Here is a 21,697-nt window from a genome sequence, read left to right as displayed (position 1 = left end):
AATCCCCGTGAAACGTCGATGGCTGACGTGTTCATCGACTCTATGGCAATGAGCGGGAATTTCCGATGGCGGGCCGGAATCCATGGATATTTTTTGGACAACAGGGCCCGGTAAAAGCCGAAAACCCCGACTCTGGGAGCCGGGGTTCCGGTAAGCGGTGGCGGATGCCGTCAGAGGCTCACACCGTGCGAGCGGAGGTAGAAGAGCGGGTCGATGTCCGAGCCGTACTCCGCGGTCGTGCGGGCCTCGAAGTGCAGGTGCGCCCCGGTGACGTTGCCGGTGGCACCGGACAGGCCGATCTGCTGGCCCGGGGTGACGCTCTGGCCGACCGCGACACCGATCGACGACAGGTGCCCGTACTGGGTGTACGTGCCGTCATGCATCCGGATGACGATCTGGTTGCCGTAGGCACCGCCCCAGCCGGCCTCGACGACGGTGCCCGTGCCGACCGAGTGGACGGAGGTGCCGCTGGAGGCGTGGAAGTCGATGCCGGTGTGGCTGCCGGAGGACCAGACGGCGCCGCCGGCCTTGTAGCTCGTCGAGACGTAGGAGCCGGAGATCGGGGAGACGAAGGTGTTCAGGCGCTTGCGCTCGGCCTCACGGGCGGCGCGCTCCTTGGCCTCGCGGGCCTCCTCGGCGGCCTCGGCGGCCCGCTTGCGCGCGGCCTCCTCGGCCTCCTTCTTGGCCTCCGCCTCGACGGCCGCCTGCTGCTGCGCGGCGGCCTGGGCGTCGATCTGGTCGGCTACCGAGTCACCGATGGTGATCACGGGGGTGAGACCGGTCTGCTCCGCGGGGACCTCGGCGGCGAGCGCCGGGGCGGCCGCGAGAGTGCCGACGACGCCGGTGGTGGTGAGGGCCGCGACGCCCGCCGCGCGGGCGGTCGTGCGCTGCATCCGGCTGGGACGGCGGTGCTTCCCGGTGGCGCGGGTGAACGCCATGTAGTGGCTGGTCCTTTCCTTCCTTCTCGCCTACCGGGTTAGCTGACGGGTTCGGAGCAGGAAGGTCTCCTACGGACCCCCTCGCACTACGCGCGGGCGCCCGATTCACCCCAGGGACTGCGGTGGGTCCCCGGCTCCCCTGGCTCGCGCCGTAGGGGGACTCGGCGATGACTGTCCGGTGCCGCGGTCGCGGCGCACTGCCTGACGGACAGCCCGCATGACGCTAATCGGGGCAACTTTCAATTCCCAAACGGATCACTGTTTTTGTAGCGCATGCCACAGGTCAGACAGGCAACCTCTCCCCCAATTCGGACATAAAGGGGCCCTGGTGGCGCTTCCGTCACCAGGGCCCCACACGCGCGTGACCGCGCGTTCACATCCGAGGAGGTGTCTACTCGGCCGTCACGACGGTGACTTCACCGATCCCAAGGGCCTCCACGGCCTCCTTGATCTGCGCCGCGTCACCGACCAGCACCGTCACCAGACGGTCCACCGGGAAGGCGCTCACGACCGCCGCGGTGGCCTCCACGGTGCCCGTCTCGGCGAGCCGGCGGTACAGCGTGGCCTGGTAGTCGTCGGGCAGGTGCTGCTCGACCTGGTCGGCCAGGGTGCTCGCCACGGCGGCCGCCGTCTCGTACTTCAGCGGCGCCACCCCGACCAGGTTCTGCACGGCGACGTCCCGCTCGGCGTCGGTGAGCCCGCCCTCGGCGAGGGTGCGCAGCACCTTCCACAGGTCCTCCAGGGCGGGACCGGTGTTCGGCGTGTCGACGGAACCGCTGATGGCGAGCATCGCCGCGCCGCTGCCGTCGGGGGCGGAACGCAGGACCTGCCCGAAGGAGCGCACGCCGTAGGTGTAGCCCTTCTCCTCGCGCAGGACGCGGTCCAGGCGGGAGGTGAGGGTGCCGCCGAGGCAGTACGTGCCGAGGACCTGCGCGGGCCACACGCGGTCGTGCCGGTCGGGTCCGACGCGGCCGATCAGCAGCTGCGTCTGGACGGCTCCGGGGCGGTCCACGATGACGATCCGGCCGGTGTCGTCGGCGGTGACCGGGGGCACCGGCCGCGACTCGGCCGAGGAGCCGGTCCAGGAGCCGAGGGTGTCGGCGAGGAGCGCGTCCAGGTCGGTGCCGGTGAGGTCGCCGACGACCACGGCGGTGGCCGTGGCGGGGCGCACATGCCGCTCGTAGAAGGCGCGTACGGCCGCGGAGTCGATGGCCTCGACGGTCTCCTCGGTGCCCTGGCGCGGGCGGGACATGCGGGCGGTCGCCGGGAAGAGCTGCCTGGACAGCTCCTTGGCGGCGCGCCGGGAGGGGTTGGCCAGCTCGTGCGGGATCTCGTCGAGGCGGTTGCGGACCAGCCGCTCGACCTCGCTGTCGGCGAACGCGGGCGCCCTGAGGGCGTCGGCGAGCAGTCCGAGTGCCTTGGGCAGCCGGGAGACCGGCACTTCGAGGGAGAGGCGCACGCCGGGGTGGTCGGCGTGGCTGTCGAGGGTGGCGCCGCAGCGCTCCAGCTCGGCGGCGAACTCCTCGGCCGTGTGCTTGTCGGTGCCCTCGGAGAAGGCGCGCGCCATGATCGTGGCGACGCCGTCCAGGCCGGCCGGCTCGGCCTCCAGGGGGGCGTCCAGGAGCACCTCGACGGCGACGATCTGCTGGCCGGGGCGGTGGCAGCGCAGCACGGTCAGGCCGTTGTCGAGGGTCCCGCGCGTGGGCGCCGGGAAGGCCCAGACCTTCGCCTCACCCGCCTGGGGCTGGGGGTGGAACTCCATCGGGGCGAGCTCGGTCACTTGGCCGTCTCCTCGTTCTCGTCGCTTGCTTCCACGGTGGCCGCGGACTCCAGGTCCTCGGTGGGTTCCTCGACGGTCTCCATGGGGACGGTCGGCTCGTAGACAAGCACCGCGCGGTTGTCGGGGCGCAGCCGGGCCTTGGCGATCTCCTGGACCTCCTCGGCGGTCACGTCCAGCACCCGGCCCACGGCGGTGAGGGCGAGCTGCGGGTCGCCGAACAGCACCGCGTAGCGGCACAGTTCGTCGGCGCGGCCCGCGACGGTGCCGAGCCGGTCCAGCCATTCGCGCTCCAACTGGGCCTGGGCGCGCTCCATTTCCTCGGCCGTCGGGCCCTCGGCCGCGAACCGGGCGAGCTCCTCGTCGATGGCGGCCTCGATCACCGGGACCTCGACGTCGCCGGAGGTCTTCACGTCCAGCCAGCCCAGGGAGGGCGCACCGGCCAGACGCAGCAGCCCGAACCCGGCGGCGACGGCCGTACGGTCGCGCCGGACGAGCCGGTTGTACAGGCGGGAGGACTCGCCGCCGCCCAGGACGGTGAGCGCCAGGTCGACCGCGTCGGACGCGCGCGTGCCGTCCTCCGGGAGACGGTAGGCGGCCATCAACGCCCGCGCGGGGACCTCCTCCTCGACGACCTCGCGCAGCTGCTCGCCGATGATCTCCGGCAGCGAGCCGTCGCGCGGGGTGGGCTTGCCGTCGTGGGCGGGGATCGAGCCGAAGTACTTCTCGACCCAGGCGAGCGTCTGCTCCGGGTCGATGTCACCGACGACCGACAGCACGGCGTTGTTCGGGGCGTAGTACGTGCGGAAGAACGCGCGCGCGTCCTCCAGGGTCGCCGCGTCCAGGTCGGCCATCGAGCCGATCGGCGTGTGGTGGTAGGGGTGGCCCTCCGGGTAGGCCAGCGCGGTCAGCTTCTCGAAGGCCGTGCCGTAGGGGACGTTGTCGTAGCGCTGGCGGCGCTCGTTCTTCACGACGTCGCGCTGGTTCTCCATCGACTCGTCGTCCAGGGCGGCGAGCAGGGAGCCCATGCGGTCGGCCTCCAGCCAGAGGGCGAGCTCCAGCTGGTGGGCGGGCATGGTCTCGAAGTAGTTGGTGCGCTCGAAGCTGGTGGTGCCGTTGAGCGAGCCGCCGGCGCCCTGCACCAGCTCGAAGTGGCCGTTGCCCTTGACCTGGGCGGAGCCCTGGAACATCAAGTGCTCGAAAAGGTGAGCCAGGCCGGTACGTCCCTTGACCTCGTGACGTGAGCCGACGTCGTACCAGAGGCACACCGCCGCGACCGGGGTCAGGTGGTCCTCGGAGAGCACCACGCGAAGGCCGTTGGCCAGGCGGTGCTCGGTCGCTGTCAGGCCCCCGGTGCCTGCCTGGTCTGTGGCCGTGTGACCCATGGGCATGTGCGTCCCTTCGATCGCGGCGCGGTCCTCGAAACCGCGGCTTTCCTGCCGGTCCTGCCACTGTATGCAAGCGTGCGCGGCGTCGGCGAAGTTCCCGGACTGCGTACGCCGAGGGCGGATGCCGGCATCGGATCGCGTAGCCTGCGGGCAGTCGTGAGCGGAGGTCACTCTCCGCACCGGTCCGCACGGCCGACGCCGGGTCCTGGTCCGGGATGTCAGTGCCGCGGTCCACAATGGTCCGCGTCAGATCCGGTGCGCGCGCCCAGCAAGCGAGCACGAAGACAAAGGAGCCTTGGCAGCGATGGCCCGCCGCAGCACGAAGACCCCGCCGCCCGACGACTCGTTCGAGGAGAAGATCCTCGACATCGACGTCGTGGACGAGATGCAGGGCTCCTTCCTTGAGTACGCGTATTCGGTCATCTACTCGCGCGCCCTGCCGGACGCCCGTGACGGCCTCAAGCCGGTGCACCGGCGCATCGTCTACCAGATGAACGAGATGGGCCTGCGCCCCGACCGCGGCTATGTGAAGTGCGCGCGCGTGGTCGGCGAGGTCATGGGCAAGTTGCACCCGCACGGCGACGCGTCGATCTACGACGCGCTGGTGCGCATGGCCCAGCCGTTCTCGATGCGTCTGCCGCTGGTCGACGGCCACGGCAACTTCGGCTCGCTGGGCAATGACGACCCGCCGGCCGCCATGCGGTACACCGAGTGCCGGCAGGCCGCGGCGACGAGCCTGATGACCGAGTCGATCGACGAGGACACGGTCGACTTCGCGCCCAACTACGACGGCCAGGAGCGGGAGCCGGTGGCGCTGCCCGCCGCCTTCCCCAACCTCCTGGTCAACGGCTCCTCCGGGATCGCGGTCGGCATGGCCACCAACATGCCGCCGCACAACCTCTCCGAGGTCATCGCGGCCGCCCGCCACCTGATCCGCTATCCGAACGCGGATCTGGACGCCCTGATGAAGTACATCCCGGGCCCCGACCTGCCCACGGGCGGCCGGATCGTCGGCCTGGCCGGTATCCGGGACGCCTACGAGACGGGCCGCGGCACCTTCAAGATCCGCGCGACGGTGTCGGTGGAGACGGTCACCGCCCGCCGCAAGGGCCTGGTCGTCACCGAGCTGCCCTTCACGGTCGGCCCGGAGAAGGTGATCGCCAAGATCAAGGACCTGGTCGGTTCGAAGAAGCTCCAGGGCATCGCCGACGTCAAGGACCTCACCGACCGCGAGCACGGCCTGCGCCTGGTCATCGAGATCAAGAACGGCTTCGTGCCGGAGGCCGTCCTGGAGCAGCTCTACAAGCTGACGCCGATGGAGGAGTCCTTCGGCATCAACAACGTCGCTCTGGTCGATGGCCAGCCCCTCACTCTCGGCCTCAAGGAGCTGCTGGAGGTCTACCTCGACCACCGCTTCGAGGTCATCCGGCGCCGCAGCGAGTTCCGCCGCACCAAGCGCCGCGACCGCCTGCACCTGGTGGAGGGCCTGCTCACCGCGCTCGTCGACATCGACGAGGTCATCCGCCTGATCCGCTCCAGCGAGAACAGCGCGCAGGCCAAGGAGCGCCTGATGGAGCGCTTCTCGCTGTCGGAGATCCAGACGCAGTACATCCTGGACACCCCGCTGCGCCGGCTCACCAAGTACGACCGCATCGAGCTGGAGGCGGAGAAGGACCGGCTCAACGAGGAGATCGCGGAGCTGACCCGGATCCTGGACTCGGACGCCGAGCTGCGCAAGCTGATCTCCGCCGAACTGGCCGCGGTGGCCAAGAAGTTCGGCACCGAGCGGCGTACCGTCCTGCTGGAGGCGGCGGGCGCCCCGGTGGCGGCCGTACCGCTCCAGGTGGCCGACGACCCGTGCCGGGTGCTGCTGTCCTCGACGGGTTTGCTGGCCCGTACGTCGAACGGCGACCCTTTCGCGGAGGACGGTGACGCCAAGCGCACCAAGCACGATGTGATCGTCTCGGCGGTCCCGGCCACCGCGCGGGGCGAGGTGGGCGCGGTGACGTCCGCGGGCCGGCTGCTGCGGATCAACGTCGTCGACCTCCCCACCCTGCCGGACACGGCGTCCCGGCCGAACCTCGCGGGCGGTGCGCCGCTGTCGGAGTTCGTCTCCCTGGAGGGCGACGAGACGGTGGTCTGCCTGATCACGCTGGACGAGTCCTCACCAGGCTTGGCGATCGGCACCGAGCAGGGTGTGGTGAAGCGCGTGGTGCCGGACTACCCGTCCAACAAGGAGGAGTTGGAGGTCATCACCCTCAAGGAGGGTGACCGGATCGTCGGCGCGATCGAGCTGCGCACCGGCGAGGAGGACCTGGTCTTCATCACGGACGACGCGCAGTTGCTGCGCTACCAGGCTTCGCAGGTGCGTCCGCAGGGCCGTCCGGCGGGCGGTATGGCGGGGATCAAGCTCACCGACGGTGCGAAGGTGATCTCCTTCACCGCGGTGGACCCGGCGGCCGAAGCCGTCGTCTTCACCGTCGCGGGCTCGCGCGGCACGCTGGACGACTCGGTGCAGACGACGGCCAAGCTGACCCCCTTCGACCAGTACCCGCGCAAGGGCCGGGCCACCGGTGGTGTCCGCTGCCAGCGGTTCCTGAAGGGCGAGGACTGTCTGTCGCTGGCCTGGGCGGGCGCCGTACCGGCCCGTGCGGCGCAGAAGAACGGCACACCGGCCGAACTGCCCGAGATGGACCCGCGCCGCGACGGCTCGGGCGTGTCGCTGGCGAAGACGGTGTGGGTGGTGGCGGGTCCGGTCTAGGCCCCTGGACCGGGCTCGTCCTCGGAGCCCCGGACATAGCGCAGGACGCCCCACATGCCGTGTTCATCGGCGTGCGGGGCGTCGCTCGTGCACCCCTGCAGCTCCTTGGCGAGGGCGGGCGCGTCGATGCCGGAGCCGATGAGGACGAGCTGGGTGAGACGGTCGGCGCCCTGCGCCCAGGGCTCCGGGTAGAACCGCAGAAACCGCCCGACGGCGTGCACGGAGTACCGGTTACCGGCGTCGTGCGGCCCGAAGTCGACGTACCCCTTGATCCGGTAGAGCCCCTCGGGACGGCTGTCGAGGAAGCTCATGAGCGAGCGCGGATCGAGGGGCCGGCCGGAGACGAACGAGACGCTGTCGTACGCGGCGTGCAGATGCCCGTCATGGTCACCGTGCCCGTGCTCATGCAGATCGTCGAAGGACAGCTGCCCGACGCGCTCCTCGCCGGGCCGGCAGTCGAAGAGGAACTCGGGGTCGATGCGCCCGTAGGTGGCGGGTACGACGGCGGCGCGCTCGGCAAGCTCACCGACGAGCCGGAGCACCCGCTCGGGCTCCTCCGCTCGATCGGTCTTGTTGACGACGACGAGGTCGGCGAGGGCGACGTGCCGGTCGAGCTCGGGGTGCCGGGCGCGGGTGTCGTCGAACTCGGCGGCGTCGACGACCTCGACGAGACCGCCGTAGACGATGCCGGGATGCTCGCTGGCGAGCACCATGCGGACCAGTTCCTGTGGTTCGGCGAGGCCGCTGGCCTCGATGACGATGACGTCGATGCCCGCGGCGGGCGCGGCGAGCCGCTCCAGGTAGAGGTCGAGTTCACTGGCGTCGACAGCGCAGCACAGGCAGCCGTTGCCGAGGGCCACGGTCGAGTCGCCGAGGGCGCCGGCCACGGCCATGGCGTCGATCTCGATGGCCCCGAAGTCGTTGACGATCGCTCCGATCCGGCTGCCTCCGCTGCGGTGCAGGAGGTGGTTGAGGAGCGTGGTCTTGCCGGAGCCGAGGAAGCCGGCGAGGACGACGACCGGGATCTGCTGCGCGGTACGGCTGGGCAACGAGCGACCTCTCTCACACCGACGCGTGCACCGGCTCTTGTCCCGGCGCGCGTACGAAGAATCAATGCCGGTCCAGGATACGAGCCGCAAGAAACCGGGCGAAGTGAACGATTGTTAGCAGCACTTGCGGGGCAGACGTTGGGCATGGCGCCGGACTGTGCGACCCTCGCTTCCCTCCGTGCGCCTCCTCTCCGCCTCCCTGCCGATCAGAGCCGCTCGGCACCCTGGGAGACGGCAAGCGCCGCCCACCGCTCGCCGGTCCCCTTCAGTCGACCCGCACCCCGACGACCGGCGGACGGCCGCCTGATTCGGGGGTTGACATGGCCACACAGACTTCGGGGATGCGCTCGCTCGGCGCACTGGTCAAAGCACGGGTCACGGCGGTGACCCGCTTCATTTCCACGACCGGTTCGCACCACCGCAAGCGGGCTGCCCTCATCGAACAGCACCGGCTCCACTTCGACCTGCTGTGCAAGGCCATGGACGATCCGGCACTGGCCGCGGTCCTCGACACCTACGAAGCCGACATCCCGCTGGACAAACAGCGCCAGTACCTCTTCGCCAACGCCCTCTACGTCAACGCCCTGTTCTTCCACCGCATCGGCGCCGTCACCCTGGCCGAGCTGCACGGGCATCTGCGGGTCATGTGCCAGAACCCGGTGTTCCGCGAGTACTGGGAGGCCACCCGGCATCACCGCAAGAGCCTGCCCGACACGTCGGAGGAGTTCGCGCTGGGGCGGATGATGGACGACCTGGTCCAGGAGCTCGCCGAATCGGACAGCGACGAGTGGTGGGTGGTCGGCGATCCACCTGATAAACCGTCATAACCAGCGGAAAGCACGGTTAGTCAAGGGCAGACGGACTACTTCACTCACACGCCGACTCGTATCTCCCGCCACTGGCGCATCGGAGTCGCTATCTTTCTCCCTGCCCCTCTCCGGGCGCTCCGACGGACACCAGCGCGCTCGGAGAGATCGCCCTGTCGGCACACCAGACAGTCAGGCCAGGCTCGGAGGGCACCCCATCATCCAGAGCCATAAGGCGGTATCCCCCTGTGAAGATCGTGCGCCGACTCGGTGCGACTCCTCGCGAGCGCGGAAGCGCGTCCGGCCAGACCTGCCCGGACATCTTCGAGTTGGAGGACGGTGATTTCGCCGTCATCGGGACGGATGTCACCGAGGAACTCGACGGGAAGCTGCCGCCGGACGCCGGGCGAGCCGAGTACGAGCGGATCGTGGTGATCACCCGCGAGACGCTCCTTCGCGCGAAGCGGGACATCCCCGACTCCTGAGCCAACGCCCGATCTGCCCCCCAGCCATCACTTCCTAGGACGTCGACCGTGGAAGCTTCCTGCCGTCTCCGCATAGTCCGCCGCATCGACTCGCCTCCCGAGGAGGAGCGATGCACCACTGGCCGGACCTGTCCCGCCGTCTTCGTGCTGTCCGAGGGCGACCTCATCGCCATCATCGGAACCCCACCGAAGGCGATGATCAGCCAACGCCGGCTGCCCTCGGGCAAGACGTTGGTGGTCATACCTCGTCACACCCTCCTCAGCGCTCTGGAGAGCCTCGACAGAGCCGCCTGAGGACGCCGGGGCCGCTCGCCCCTGGCGAGGCAGCGAGTTCCGGGCCTGCCGCGCGGCTGCGGCAGGCCCTTCGCCGCTCGGCGTTTTCCCTTCGTGCGGTACGGGCAGGATGTCCGGGCCGATCCGGGGGGAGGCTGGCGTGGCAGGGGTTTCCGCGTGGCGTTCAGCGGTCAGAGGCGGTATCTGGCTGACCACGGCCGGAGCGGGAGTGGCCCTGGTGGGCGCCGCGTCCGTCGTGGTCAGCGGCTGGCTCATCGACGGCGTGGAGCGCGTCAACGGAGACCGACGGACCGCGGCCGAACGCAGCGTTCTCGGGGACTACTTCGGCGCCGTGAGCGCGGTCTTCTCCGGCCTCGCCCTGCTTCTGCTGGTCACCACGCTGCTCTTCCAGCAGCGTGAGCTTCAGCTCCAGCGCCGGGAACTCGCCCTCCAGCGGGAGGAGTTGGTCGCCTCACGGGCGGAACTTCGCCGAAGCGCGGCGGCGGACCTGCGGGGGCTCCACGTCCAGCTCACCCAGATGCAGATGGACGACCCCTCCCTGACCGAAGTGTGGAACGACTTCCCCGGACAGCCCCATTCGGTCATCAAGCAGCATCTCTACGCCAACTTGACCTACAGCCACCTTTTACTCGCCTTCCAATGGGGCGACCGGTCGGAGGACGATCTCCTGCACGAGGCCCGGGACATCGTGCGCAGCCCCGCTTTCCGCAGCTACTGGACCGCCTCACGTTCCCTGAAGGCGGCCCTGCCTCCCGACTCCGACGAGGGGCGCATGTTCCGGCTGTTCGAGCGCGCCATCGCCGAGACGCGCGGGGGCGATCCGCCGGGGCCCGGAGCCGGGGCGGGAGCGGGCGCGGGCGCGGGCGCCTAGCGTCGGCCCTGTGGACCGTGCCGGTCCGTCACGCGGCGGGCACCGCCACCGGTGCCCCCGGCCCCACATAACGGGCCGCCGGGCGGATGATCTTGCGGTCTTCCGCCTGCTCCAGGATGTTGGCGCTCCAGCCGACGACGCGGGCCGCCGCGAAGGTGGGGGTGAACATGTCGCGGGGAAGGCCGCAGAGTTCCATGACCACGCCGGCGTAGAACTCGACGTTGGTGTGGAGTTCGCGGCCGGGTTTGAGGTCGGCGAGGATCGTCTCGACCTGGCGCTCGACCTCCACGGCGAAGTCGACGCGCGGGCCGCCGAAGCGCTGGGCGATCTCGCGGAGCAAGCGGGAGCGGGGGTCCTCGGTGCGGTAGACGGCGTGGCCGAAGCCCATGATGCGGTCACCGGCGAGGACGCGTTCACGGATCCAGGGGTCGATGCGGTCGGGCGTGCCGATCGCGTCGAGGGTGTCGAGCGCCCTGCTGGGGGCGCCGCCGTGCAAGGGGCCGGACAGCGCGCCCACGGCTCCCACGAGACACGCCGCCACGTCCGCTCCGGTGGAGGCGATGACCCGCGCCGTGAAGGTTGATGCATTGAAGCCGTGATCAATGGTTGAGATCAAGTATTGCTCGACGGCCCTGGCCCGCACGGGATCCGGTTCCGAACCCGTCAACATGCACAGGTAGTTCGCCGCGTACGACAGATCCTCCCGCGGCTCGACCGGCTCAAGCCCCCGCCCGAGCCGGTACAGCGCGGTGAGCAGCGTCGGTACGGCGGCCGCCGCGGCCAGCGCGTCCCGGCGGCGTTCGTTCGCGCCGATGTCGTACACCGGGCGGAAGCCCCGCACCTCGCCGAGCAGGGACAGCGCGGTGCGCATGGCGGCGAGCGGTCCGGAGCCGCCGGCGCTCGCGCTCGCCACGGCGATGGCGGGCAGCACCGCGCGGACCTCGTCGGGCAGGCACCGCAGCGCGGCGGTCTCGGCGGCGAAGGCCGCGGCCTGTCCGGTGTCCGGCAGTTCGCCGTGGACCAGGAGATGCCAGACGTCCTCGAAGGCGCGGGTCTGCGCGAGTTCGACGGCGGAGTACTGGCGGTAGTGGTAGAAGCCCTCCAGCCCCCGGACGTCCCCGATGGCGGTGTCGGTGACGACGACGCCCGCGAGCCCTCGCGGCGCCTCGATGAGAGTGGTGGCCGACCTGTTGACGGACATGATTTCCTCCCTGGACTTGATTCGACTGTCCATGCTTGACTGAGAATCTGTCAATGTTGATTGAATCAATACATCAGTCAATGCGTCGTCCAGCGGATACGGTGGCCTCCATGCGCGATCAAGAGCCCGGCTCCGGGCACACGACCCGGCGGCTGACCACCAAGGAGGCCGCCGAACTGCTCGGCGTGAAGCCCGAGACCGTGTACGCGTACGTCAGCCGCGGTCAGCTCAGCAGCCGACGGGTGCCGAGCGGCCGGGGCAGCACCTTCGACGCGAAGGAGGTCGAGGAGCTCGCCCGGCGCAACCGGCGGGAGAGCGGCGGCACTTCGGGCTCCGGAAGCGAGCTGTCGGTGCGGACCCGCATCACGTTCATCGACAAGGATAGGTACTACTTCCGGGGTGTCGACGCGGCCGAACTCGCCGTCCGCCACTCCTACGAAGAGGTCGCCGAGTGGCTGTGGACCGGGCAACTCCGCCCCGGCATCGGCTTCTCCGCCCCTGAGGCCACGGTCGCCGCGGCCCGTCGCGCCGTCGACGCGCTGCCGGAACACACCGGCCCCACCGACCGGTTGAGGGTCGCCGCCATCGCCGCCGCGACCGCGGACCCGCTGCGCTTCGACCTGTCCGAGGAGGCCGTACTCGGCACCGCGCGGGCCCTGATCCCCACCCTCGTCGCCGCGCTGCCGCCGGTCCGGCGCGGCCACCGCGACACGGGCCCGCTCGCCCACCGGCTGTGGGCCCGGCTCAGCGGCCTCCCCTCGGACGAGGCGTCGCTGCGCACCCTGGACACCGCCCTGGCCCTGCTCGTCGACCACGACCTCGCCGCGTCGACGCTGGCCGTGCGGGTCGCCGCGTCCGCCCGCGCGCACGCCTACGCGGCCGTCTCCGCGGGCCTGGGCGTCCTGGAGGGCCCCTTGCACGGCGCGGCGAGCGGGCTGGCCCACCGGATGCTGCTGGACGTCCTCGACCGCGGTGACGCGGCGCCGGTGATCGCCGAAGAACTGCGGGCGGGCCGCCGCATCCCGGGCCTCGGGCACCGGCTCTACCCCGGCGAGGACCCACGCGCGCGGGTGCTGTTCGGGCTGCTGGAGGAGATCCCCCGGGCCGAGCCCGCCCTCGCGGCGGCCCGCGACATCGTCGCCACGACCGCCCGGCACACCCCGCTACACGCCAATGTCGACCTAGCGCTGGCCGTGTTCACCGTGGCCGGCGGCATGCCCGCCACCGCGGGCGAGACGGTCTTCGCCGTCTCACGGACGGCGGGCTGGATCGCCCACGCCTTGGAGGAGTACGGCGAGCGCCCGCTGAGGATGCGCCCCAGCGGGCACTATGTCGGCCCGAGGCCGCCGCAACCACTGCCGGAGTAGGACACGAGCGGATCGGGAAGCCACTCTGGATCAACTCAGGTTAGGCTCACCTTTGTGAGTACCTGCTCGAGTGACTCCCGGGACCTCGATGAGCCCATCGCGGGCACCGCGGCCACCGCGAAGACCTGGCTGCTGCTGGAGCAGCCCGGTCCGTGGGGGGCCAAGGCGCTCACGTCCAGCCATCTGGACCCCGTGCTGGGCCGCGCCCTGGAGTCGGCCGCCAAGGGCACCGGCGTGCGCATCGCGCTCATCCGCCGCCCCGGGCGCCACGCCGACCGCGGAACGCCCACCGCGCGGCAGGTGTACGCCGCCCACACCACTCCGGGGAACGCCTGGCTGCACGGCGCGACGCTCCGTGATCCGCGCCGACTGCTCGACCTGGACTTCGCCACGCTCGGCAAGGGCGACCACAGCGGCTTCGACTCGGCGCTCCAGGCGGCCCCGCACACGGGCGACCCGCTCGCGCTCGTGTGCACCAACGGCAAGCGGGACCGCTGCTGCGCCCTCCTCGGCCGCCCCCTCGCGGCCGAACTCGACGCCTCCGGCGTGGGCGGCGTCTGGGAGGTCACCCATCTGGGCGGACATCGCTTCTCCCCGACCCTGCTGGTCCTGCCGTACGGCTACGCCTACGGCCGGGCGGAGGCGCACTCCGTCAAGGAGATCCTCCACCGCGCGCGGGAGGGGCGGATCGTCGTCGAGGGCTGCCGCGGGAACTCCGCGTGGGAGCGGCCGGGGCAGGCGGCCGAGCTGGCGGTGCGTACGGCCGTGGGCGAGTACGCGGCGGACGCCCTGAGCGTCGTGCGTACGGAGGGTGCGGCGCCCCGCTGGACGGTGACCGTCGCGCACGGCGACGGACGCCAGTGGCATGTGGTCGTCACCCAGGGTGCCGCGCTGCCGCCCCGCGCGGAGAGCTGCGGGACCTCGGTGCTGGGCTCGCCCGCGCGGATGGACGTGGTCGCGGTGCACGAGTTGACGACCACGACGGCACTGGCCAGCTGACGTCCATGGTGGACCGCCCCGTCCACCATGGATCACTCATCCACTGTCGATCACGAGATCCAGCCCGCCGATCAAACGATCCAGCCCGCCGATCAAGAGATCCAGGCCACACCCCTCTCGGCGCCCCCGCCGCACCCACGTACCGTCATGGGTATGAGCCCCACTCCCCCCGCACGCCGCCTGCGCCTCGGCCTGCCGCGGCGGATGTTCTCGCAGGTGCTGCTGATGCAGGTGGCCATCGCCGCGGGAGTCGCGGTGCTCGCGACGGGCCTGTTCCTCGCGCCGCTCGGCAACCAGCTCGACGACCAGGCGATGCGCCGGGCCCTCGCCATCGCCCAGACCACCGCCGTCGAGCCGCAGATCGCCGAGGACGTCGTGAACACGCCACCGACGGCCGACGGGCCGGTCCAGCGGGAGGCGGAACGGATCCGCGAGGCCACGCGGGCCGAGTACGTCGTGGTGATGGACTGGCGGGGTGTGCGCTGGTCGCACCCCACGCCCGACGAGGTCGGCAGGACGGTCTCCACCGACCCGGGACAGGCCCTGGCCGGTCATGAGGTCATGGAGATCGACGACGGCACCCTGGGCCGCACCGCCCGCGGCAAGGTGCCCCTGCGGGACAGTGACGGCGACATCGTCGGCGCGGTCTCGGTCGGGATCGCCTACGACAGTGTCCGGGCCCGGCTGATCCACGCGATCCCGGAGCTGCTGGCGTACGCGGGCGGCGCCCTCGCGGTCGGCGCGCTGGCGGCCTGGCTGATCTCCCGACGGGTCCACCGGCAGACCCGTGACCTGGCCTTCTCCGATATCTCGGCGCTGCTGGCGGAGCGCGAGGCGATGCTGCACGGCATCCGGGAGGGCGTGGTCGCCCTGGACCGCGCGGGCCGTATCCGCCTGCTCAACGACGAGGCGCACCGCCTGCTCGGCATCGGCGACGAGGCCATGGGCCGCTCCCTGGACGAGGCGCTCGGGGAGGGCCGTACGGCCGATGTGCTGGCCGGGCGGGTGACGGGCACCGATCTGCTCACCGTGCGCGGACAGCGCGTCCTGATCGCCAACCGCATGCCCACCGACGACGGCGGCGCCGTCGCCACCCTGCGCGACCGCACCGAGCTGGACCAGCTCGGCCGGGAGCTGGACTCCACGCGCGGGCTGATCGACGCCCTGCGCGCCCAGGACCATGAGCACGCCAACCGGATGCACACGCTGCTCGGGCTGCTGGAGCTGGAGATGTACGACGACGCCGTGGAGTTCGTCGGCGAGGTGGTGGGCGACCACAGGGCGACGGCGGAGCAGGTCACCGAGAAGATCAAGGACCCGCTGCTCGCGGCGCTGCTGGTCGGCAAGGCGACCGTGGCGGCCGAGCGCGGGGTGGCACTGCTGATGTCGGACCGGACGCGGCTCCCGGACCACCTGATCGATCCCAGGGGCATCGTGACGATCGTCGGCAACCTGGTGGACAACGCGCTGGACGCGGTCGGGGGAACCGCGCACGCGCGCGTGGAGGTCGAATTGCGGGCCGAAGGACGCACCGTGGTGCTCGGAGTGCGGGACACCGGTCCGGGAATCCCGGCCGGACAACGTGAGTTGATCTTCACCGAGGGCTGGTCGACCAAGGAGGCTCCGGCCCATCGTGAGCGCGGGATCGGGCTCTCCCTGGTGCGCAGGCTCGCCGAACGGCAGGGGGGCGCCGCCGGCGTGGACGAGGCGCACGGCGGCGGCGCGGAGTTCACCGTCGTCCTGCCCGACGCGCTGACCGAGCCGGACGCCGAACCGGCGCTCACCGGGCCCGCCGCCCACCGGAACGCCGAGGAGGAGTCGCGATGATCGAGGTCCTGGTCGTGGACGACGACACACGTGTCGCCCAGGTCAACGCCGCCTACGTCGAGAAGGTGCCGGGCTTCCACGTGGCCGGTGCGGCGCACAGCGCGGCGGAGGCGCTGCGCCGGGTCGAGGAGCTGCCGCGGGTGGACCTGGTCCTGATGGACCACTATCTGCCCGACGACACAGGTCTGTCGGTCGTACGGGAGATGCGGCGGCGCGGCCACGAGACCGACGTGATCATGGTGACCGCGGCCCGGGACGTCTCCACCGTCCAGGAGGCGATGCGGCACGGCGCGCTCCAGTACCTGGTGAAGCCGTTCGCCTTCGCGGGGCTGCGCGCCAAGCTGGAGGCGTACGCGGAGCTGCGCCGCACCCTCGACAGCGGCGGCGAGGCCGAACAGGCCGAGGTGGACCGCATCTTCGGCGCGCTGTCCGCGTCCTCGGAACCGGGGCTGCCCAAGGGGCACTCCCCCACCACGGCCGATCTCGTACGGCGTTCCCTGATCAACGCCGAAGGCCCCCTGTCGGCCCAGGAGATCGCGGAGCGCACCGGAGTCAGCCGCCAGACCGCGCAGCGCTATCTGAAGCTCCTGGAGCGCACGGGCCGCGCGCGACTCACCCTCAAGTACGGCGACGCGGGCCGCCCGGAACACCGTTACGTGTGGGCGACCCGCGCCTGAGGGCACGGCCGGTGGTGGGGGCGGGGGAAGCGGCCGTACCCGCTCACCTACATACGGATCCGGTGCGCGGTTGTCTCCGGGCGACCGGGGAGCAGGACCGCTCCTAGGGTCAGACAGGCCCTAGGCCGCCCCCGCTCCCGTCAGTGACCGCACCTCGGTCTCCGCGTGCTTGGCCTCGTCCGGGACTTCGGCGGAGGTGGCTGTGCCGAGCCAGCCGGCGACGAACCCGAGCGGGATGGAGACGATGCCGGGGTTCTGGAGCGGGAACACCTGGAAGTCGACGCCGGGGAACAGGGATTCGGGGCTGCCGGACACCACCGGGGAGAGCAGGACGAGGGTCACGGCGGGGATCAGACCGCCGTACACCGCCCAGACGGCGCCTCGGGTGGTGAGGCCGCGCCAGAACAGTGAGTAGAGCAGCACGGGCAGATTGGCGGACGCGGCGACGGCGAAGGCGAGGCCGACGAGGAAGGCTACGTTGAGGTCGCGGGCGAGCAGGCCGAGCGCGATGGCGACCACGCCGATGCCGACGGCGGCGACGCGTGCGACGGCGACCTCGCTGCGCGGCTTGGCCCGTCGGCGGCGCAGGGACGCGTACAGGTCGTGGGCCACGGACGCCGAGGAGGCGAGGGTGATTCCGGCGACCACGGCGAGGATCGTGGCGAAGGCGACGGCGGCGACGATCGCGAACAGGACCGTCCCACCGGTGGAGTGGGCTCCGCCGCCCAGATCGAGCGCCAGCAGCGGTACGGCCGTGTTCCCGGCGGCGTTGGAACCGCGCACCGCGTCCGGGCCGACGATCGCGGCGGCGCCGAAACCGAGGACGATCGTCATCAGGTAGAAGCCGCCGATGAGCCCGATCGACCAGACCACCGAGCGCCGGGCCGCCCGCGCGGTGGGCACGGTGTAGAAGCGGGACAGGATGTGCGGGAGCCCCGCGGTGCCGAGCACCAGGGCGAGTCCGAGGCTGATGAAGTCGAAGCGGGCGGTCCAGTCGCCGCCGTACTTCAGGCCGGGGGCCAGGAATGATTCGCCGTGGCCGCTGCGTTCGGCCGCGGTGAGCAGCAGCTGGTCGAAGTCGCCGTGGAAGCGCACCAGGACGAGCACGGTCAGCGCGATGGTGCCGCCGAGCAGCAGGACCGCCTTCACGATCTGGATCCAGGTGGTGGCCCGCATCCCTCCCAACGACACATAGATCACCATGAGCGCGCCGACGCCGATGACGGTCCAGGTCTGCGCCGCCTCGCCCTGGCCGCCGAGCAGCAGCGCGACCAGGCTGCCCGCACCCACCATCTGCGCCACCAGATACAGAACGGACACGGCGACCGAGGAAGTTCCCGTCGCGATCCGCACGGGCCGTTCGCTCATCCGCGCGGCGACCACGTCGGCGAGGGTGAACCGGCCGCAGTTGCGGACCAGTTCGGCGACCAGGAAGAGCACGACCAGCCAGGCCACGAGGAAGCCCACGGAGTACAGCAGTCCGTCGTAGCCGTAGAGCGCGATGAGTCCGGAGATGCCGAGGAAGGATGCTGCGGACATGTAGTCGCCCGCGATGGCAAAACCATTCTCCATCGGCGAGAAGAGCCGACCGCCGGCGTAGAACTCCTCGGCCGACCCCTGCCGGTGGCGGCTCACCCAGGTCGTGATCGCCAGGGTGACGGCGATGAACGCGCTGAACAGCAGCAGCGCCAGGGTCTGGTGATCGCCCGTCACGCGGTGCCGCCCCTCGTGCCGCGGGTCAGTTCCTGGGTGTCCCAGCGCAGTTCGAGCGCGGCCCGGTCGCGGCGCAGCCGCGCGTGCCGGGTGTAGGCCCAGGTGAGCAGGAAGGTGGTGAGGAACTGTCCGAGCCCGGCGAGCATCGCCACGTTCACCGCGCCGGCCACCGGCCGGGCCATCAGGCCGGGCGCGGTGGTGGCGGTCACGACGTAGCCGACGTACCAGGCCAGAAAGCCCACGACGGCCGGGACGACGAACCTCCGGTACTGGCTGCGCACTTCCTGGAAGGCGGCGCTGCGCTGCACCTCCAGGTAGACGTCCGCGGCCGTGGCCCCGTCGGCGCGGGCCGGCGCTACGGCGGCGGAGGCGTCGTCGGACTCGCCCCAGCCGGAGGCCAGGGCGTCGTACCAGGGATCGTCGTACCGCACGCTCCCGGTCGGCCGGATCGGGTCCGGCCGGTCAGGACCACCCTCGCGCGTGCGGGAGTGACCGTTGCTTGAGTGCATGCCCAAGGATGGACAGAACGGGAAGATCCCCGACTCTTGTTCCCCTCTCGCTTCACCCCATCAGGTGATTTGTCCGCACGGGACTGTGCGTGTCCCTTCACATACGCGTAAACCGGGGCAGGTCGTGGCGGAGTCCGCCGACGACCTGCCCCGGTCCGGGTCCTACGCGTCGATGCGGGAGCGGTCCAGTGTCGCCGCCGAGGAGGAGATGAACTCCTTGCGCGGCGCCACGTCGTTGCCCATCAGCAGGTCGAAGACCTGCTCGGCCGCTTCCAGGTCGGAGAGGTTGATCCGGCGCAGGGTGCGGTGGCGCGGGTCCATCGTGGTCTCGGCCAGCTGGTCGGCGTCCATCTCGCCGAGGCCCTTGTAGCGCTGGATCGAGTCCTTGTAGCGGACGCCCTTGCTCTGGAACTCCATGAGCTTGTCGCGCAGTTCGCGGTCGGAGTACGTGTACACGTACTTGTCCTGGCCCTTCTTGGGCTGGACGATCTCGATGCGGTGCAGCGGCGGCACGGCCGCGAAGACGCGTCCCGCCTCGACCATGGGCCGCATGTAGCGCTGGAACAGCGTCAGCAGCAGGCAGCGGATGTGGGAGCCGTCCACATCGGCGTCGGTCATCATGACGATCTTGCCGTAGCGGGCCGCGTCGATGTCGAAGGTACGGCCCGAGCCCGCTCCTATGACCTGGATGATCGCGCCGCACTCGGCGTTCTTCAGCATGTCGGTCACGGAGGACTTCTGGACGTTGAGGATCTTGCCGCGGATCGGCAGCAGCGCCTGGAACTCGGAGTTCCGGGCGAGCTTGGCGGTGCCGAGCGCGGAGTCCCCCTCGACGATGAACAGTTCGCTGCGCTCGACGTCGTCGCTGCGGCAGTCGGCGAGCTTGGCGGGCAGCGAGGACGACTCCAGGGCCGTCTTCCGGCGCTGCGCGTCCTTGTGCTGACGGGCGGCGATACGCGTGCGTGCCGCGGCGACCGCCTTCTCCATGACCACCCGGGCCTGGGCGGCCGCGTCCCGCTTGGTGGACGTCAGGAACGCCTTGAGTTCCTTGGTGATCACGGTGTTCACGATGCGGCGGGCCGCCGAGGTGCCGAGCACCTCCTTGGTCTGCCCCTCGAACTGAGGTTCGGCCAGCCGCACCGTGACGACGGCGGTGAGGCCCTCCAGGGCGTCGTCCTTGACGACGTCGTCCTCCGCTACACGCAGCAGCTTCTTGGCGCGCAGCACCTCGTTGAGCGTGCTGGTGACGGCGGTCTCGAAGCCCGCGACATGGGTGCCGCCCTTGGGGGTGGCGATGATGTTCACGAACGACTTCAGAGTCGTGTCGTAGCCCGTGCCCCAGCGCATCGCGACATCGACGTCGAGTTCCCGGGTGACCTGCGTGGGGGTCATCTGCCCGTGCTCGTCCAGGACCGGGACGGTCTCCCTGAAGGTGCCCTGGCCGGAGAAGCGGAGGACGTCGCAGACCGGCTTGTCGGTGGCGAGGTACTCGCAGAACTCGCTGATGCCGCCGTCGAAGCGGAAGGACTCCTCACCCTTGCTGCCGCCCTCGCCGAGGCCGAACTCGTCACGGACGACGATGGTCAGGCCGGGCACCAGGAAGGCGGTCTGGCGGGCGCGCTGGTGGAGGTTCTCCAGGGAGAGCTTGGCGTCCTTCAGGAAGATCTGGCGGTCGGCCCAGTAGCGCACGCGCGTGCCGGTGCGGGTCTTGGGGATCTTCTTGGGCTTGCGCAGACCACTGGTCGCCTCGAACTTGGCGTCGGGGCCCGTGGCGGCGAAGGCGCCGGGCACACCGCGCCGGAAGCTGATCGCGTGGGTGTGACCGCTGCGGTCCACCTCGACGTCCAGCCGCGCGGACAGGGCGTTCACCACGGAGGCACCCACGCCGTGCAGACCGCCGGAGGCGGCGTAGGAGCCGCCGCCGAACTTGCCGCCGGCGTGCAGCTTCGTCATGACGACCTCGACGCCGGACAGGCCCGTCTTGGGCTCGACGTCGACGGGGATGCCACGGCCGTTGTCGCGGACCTCGACCGAGCCGTCGTCATGAAGGACGACCTCGATGTGGTCGCAGTAGCCCCCGAGGGCCTCGTCCACAGAGTTGTCGATGATCTCCCAGAGGCAGTGCATCAGGCCGCGGCTGTCGGTCGAGCCGATGTACATGCCCGGACGCTTACGCACGGCTTCGAGGCCCTCAAGGACGAGCAGGTGCCGCGCGGTGTAGTTGGAACCGTCCCGGTCTGCTCCTGCCAGCAGCGCTGTGGACGGCACGGACGTCTCGGCGGTCACGCGGTTCGCTCCTCGCTGAATTTCAGATGGTGCCCTTGTGAGTAAGGGCGTGGCTTCGGTTGCCGCTCAGAGGGTACCGAGGCCTGGTAGAGCCGATGTAACGCCACCCTCGTCTGTTGGCAGACTAGTCCAGAGTCGCATGCCTGTTCGATCCCTCGATGGAGTGAAGTACATATCACGTTCCCTTCCAGGCATGAACCATTTAGGCTCCGGGCACGTCCTCATGAACAAACCGGCAATCCAGCCGGGGGGACCGACACCGACCGACAGCGCGAACCCGTAAGACACACAGACACGCAATACGGCACATTCGCCGCCAACCTGCAGCAGCCAGCCGCCTGGAAAGATTTTTCAAGGAAAAGCCACGAGCGGGAACGTTTTCGGGCTGGTTGGATGTTGACCCTGGTACGACAGCTCGTCGAGCTAGAGAAGAGGCGACGTGACTACTGTTCTGACCCCCGCGAGCCCGCTGACGGCCGCCGATCGCTGCGACCGTTGCGGCGCCCAGGCATACCTGCGCGTCGTCCTGGTAAGCGGCGGAGAACTGCTCTTCTGCGCCCACCACGGCCGCAAGTTCGAGCCGGGACTCAAGAAGATCGCCGCTGAGATACAGGACGAGACGGAGCGGCTGACGACCGTTCCCGCCACCGCTTCCGAAGATGAGCGCTGACACCTCGCGTCCACGACGAGCCAGCTCCAGGCATTAGGCCGGTGTACGGGCGGCTGCCCCTGATTTCCAGGGGCAGCCG

18 protein-coding genes and 1 riboswitch are annotated in these 21,697 nt (G+C 70.5%); of the genes, 10 read left to right on the top strand and 8 right to left on the bottom strand.

Features of this window, described 5'->3' with window-relative positions; genetic code table 11:
• Positions 1–170: 170 nt before the first annotated feature.
• The 3 genes from STRCI_RS30115 to STRCI_RS30105 form a co-directional block, all read right to left on the bottom strand.
• Complete coding sequence (locus STRCI_RS30115) at positions 171–938, bottom strand: M23 family metallopeptidase (protein ID WP_269662086.1); 768 nt, start codon at positions 936–938, stop codon at positions 171–173.
• Between the two features lie 13 nt (positions 939–951).
• Positions 952–1,115: riboswitch (cyclic di-AMP (ydaO/yuaA leader) on the bottom strand.
• A 214-nt stretch (positions 1,116–1,329) separates the two neighbouring features.
• Positions 1,330–2,718: a M16 family metallopeptidase gene (locus tag STRCI_RS30110; protein WP_269662085.1), complete on the bottom strand. Its 1,389-nt coding sequence runs from the start codon at positions 2,716–2,718 to the stop codon at positions 1,330–1,332.
• The gene (locus STRCI_RS30105) at positions 2,715–4,106 is read right to left on the bottom strand and encodes a M16 family metallopeptidase (protein WP_269662084.1); all 1,392 of its coding nucleotides are present in this window, start codon (positions 4,104–4,106) and stop codon (positions 2,715–2,717) included. Before STRCI_RS30105 ends, STRCI_RS30110 begins: the two co-directional genes overlap by 4 nt.
• A gap of 301 nt (positions 4,107–4,407) precedes the next feature.
• Here STRCI_RS30105 and STRCI_RS30100 point away from each other — a divergent pair, with 301 nt between their 5' ends.
• Positions 4,408–6,864 carry a DNA gyrase/topoisomerase IV subunit A gene (locus STRCI_RS30100; RefSeq protein ID WP_269662083.1) on the top strand — a complete coding sequence of 819 codons (2,457 nt, stop codon included), beginning with the start codon at positions 4,408–4,410 and terminating at the stop codon, positions 6,862–6,864.
• On the opposite strand, the gene STRCI_RS30095 is transcribed toward STRCI_RS30100, so the two are convergent.
• The gene (locus tag STRCI_RS30095; RefSeq protein WP_269662082.1) at positions 6,861–7,913 is read right to left on the bottom strand and encodes a CobW family GTP-binding protein; all 1,053 of its coding nucleotides are present in this window, start codon (positions 7,911–7,913) and stop codon (positions 6,861–6,863) included. The genes STRCI_RS30100 and STRCI_RS30095 overlap by 4 nt on opposite strands.
• Before the next feature lie 320 nt (positions 7,914–8,233).
• On the opposite strand from STRCI_RS30095, the gene STRCI_RS30090 reads away from it, so the two are divergent.
• The 4 genes from STRCI_RS30090 to STRCI_RS30075 all read left to right on the top strand — a co-directional run bounded on the left by STRCI_RS30090 (position 8,234) and on the right by STRCI_RS30075 (position 10,369).
• On the top strand, positions 8,234–8,740 hold the full coding sequence (locus STRCI_RS30090) for a DUF6082 family protein (RefSeq protein ID WP_269662081.1): 507 nt from the start codon (positions 8,234–8,236) through the stop codon (positions 8,738–8,740).
• Positions 8,741–8,967: 227 nt separating this feature from the next.
• Positions 8,968–9,204, top strand: a complete 237-nt coding sequence (locus STRCI_RS30085) for a hypothetical protein (RefSeq protein WP_269662080.1) — start codon at positions 8,968–8,970, stop codon at positions 9,202–9,204.
• 48 nt (positions 9,205–9,252) lie between these two features.
• The gene (locus STRCI_RS30080) at positions 9,253–9,498 is read left to right on the top strand and encodes a hypothetical protein (RefSeq protein ID WP_269662079.1); all 246 of its coding nucleotides are present in this window, start codon (positions 9,253–9,255) and stop codon (positions 9,496–9,498) included.
• A 139-nt stretch (positions 9,499–9,637) separates the two neighbouring features.
• The gene (locus tag STRCI_RS30075) at positions 9,638–10,369 is read left to right on the top strand and encodes a DUF6082 family protein (RefSeq protein WP_269662078.1); all 732 of its coding nucleotides are present in this window, start codon (positions 9,638–9,640) and stop codon (positions 10,367–10,369) included.
• 28 nt (positions 10,370–10,397) lie between these two features.
• Here the strand turns inward: STRCI_RS30075 and STRCI_RS30070 are convergent, their stop codons facing one another.
• Entirely contained in the window at positions 10,398–11,570 is a 1,173-nt protein-coding gene (locus tag STRCI_RS30070; RefSeq protein WP_269662077.1) for a citrate synthase/methylcitrate synthase, read from the bottom strand.
• A 110-nt stretch (positions 11,571–11,680) separates the two neighbouring features.
• Here STRCI_RS30070 and STRCI_RS30065 point away from each other — a divergent pair, with 110 nt between their 5' ends.
• The 4 genes from STRCI_RS30065 (at position 11,681) to STRCI_RS30050 (ending at position 16,440) form a co-directional block, all read left to right on the top strand.
• Positions 11,681–12,937, top strand: a complete 1,257-nt coding sequence (locus STRCI_RS30065) for a citrate synthase (RefSeq protein ID WP_269662076.1) — start codon at positions 11,681–11,683, stop codon at positions 12,935–12,937.
• 54 nt (positions 12,938–12,991) lie between these two features.
• Positions 12,992–13,936 carry a sucrase ferredoxin gene (locus STRCI_RS30060; protein ID WP_269662075.1) on the top strand — a complete coding sequence of 315 codons (945 nt, stop codon included), beginning with the start codon at positions 12,992–12,994 and terminating at the stop codon, positions 13,934–13,936.
• A gap of 153 nt (positions 13,937–14,089) precedes the next feature.
• Entirely contained in the window at positions 14,090–15,763 is a 1,674-nt protein-coding gene (locus STRCI_RS30055) for an ATP-binding protein (protein WP_269662074.1), read from the top strand.
• The gene (locus tag STRCI_RS30050; RefSeq protein ID WP_269662073.1) at positions 15,760–16,440 is read left to right on the top strand and encodes a response regulator; all 681 of its coding nucleotides are present in this window, start codon (positions 15,760–15,762) and stop codon (positions 16,438–16,440) included. Before STRCI_RS30055 ends, STRCI_RS30050 begins: the two co-directional genes overlap by 4 nt.
• Positions 16,441–16,560: 120 nt before the next feature.
• On the opposite strand, the gene STRCI_RS30045 is transcribed toward STRCI_RS30050, so the two are convergent.
• From STRCI_RS30045 to STRCI_RS30035, 3 genes are all read right to left on the bottom strand, one after another.
• Positions 16,561–18,153 carry a solute symporter family protein gene (locus tag STRCI_RS30045; protein WP_269662072.1) on the bottom strand — a complete coding sequence of 531 codons (1,593 nt, stop codon included), beginning with the start codon at positions 18,151–18,153 and terminating at the stop codon, positions 16,561–16,563.
• A complete protein-coding gene (locus STRCI_RS30040) occupies positions 18,150–18,662 on the bottom strand; it encodes a DUF485 domain-containing protein (RefSeq protein ID WP_269662071.1) in 513 nt (170 codons plus the stop codon). The genes STRCI_RS30045 and STRCI_RS30040 overlap by 4 nt, the downstream gene beginning before the upstream one ends.
• Positions 18,663–18,824: 162 nt before the next feature.
• Entirely contained in the window at positions 18,825–20,948 is a 2,124-nt protein-coding gene (locus STRCI_RS30035) for a DNA gyrase/topoisomerase IV subunit B (protein ID WP_269662070.1), read from the bottom strand.
• Between the two features lie 439 nt (positions 20,949–21,387).
• On the opposite strand from STRCI_RS30035, the gene STRCI_RS30030 reads away from it, so the two are divergent.
• The gene (locus STRCI_RS30030) at positions 21,388–21,618 is read left to right on the top strand and encodes a DUF7455 domain-containing protein (protein WP_269662069.1); all 231 of its coding nucleotides are present in this window, start codon (positions 21,388–21,390) and stop codon (positions 21,616–21,618) included.
• Positions 21,619–21,697: the final 79 nt, after the last annotated feature.

Origin of the sequence: Streptomyces cinnabarinus (assembly GCF_027270315.1) — a bacterium.
Taxonomy (GTDB): Bacteria; Actinomycetota; Actinomycetes; order Streptomycetales; family Streptomycetaceae; genus Streptomyces; species Streptomyces cinnabarinus.
Note: the sequence above shows the minus strand (reverse complement) of the source record. Positions and strands in the feature narration are given on the sequence as shown.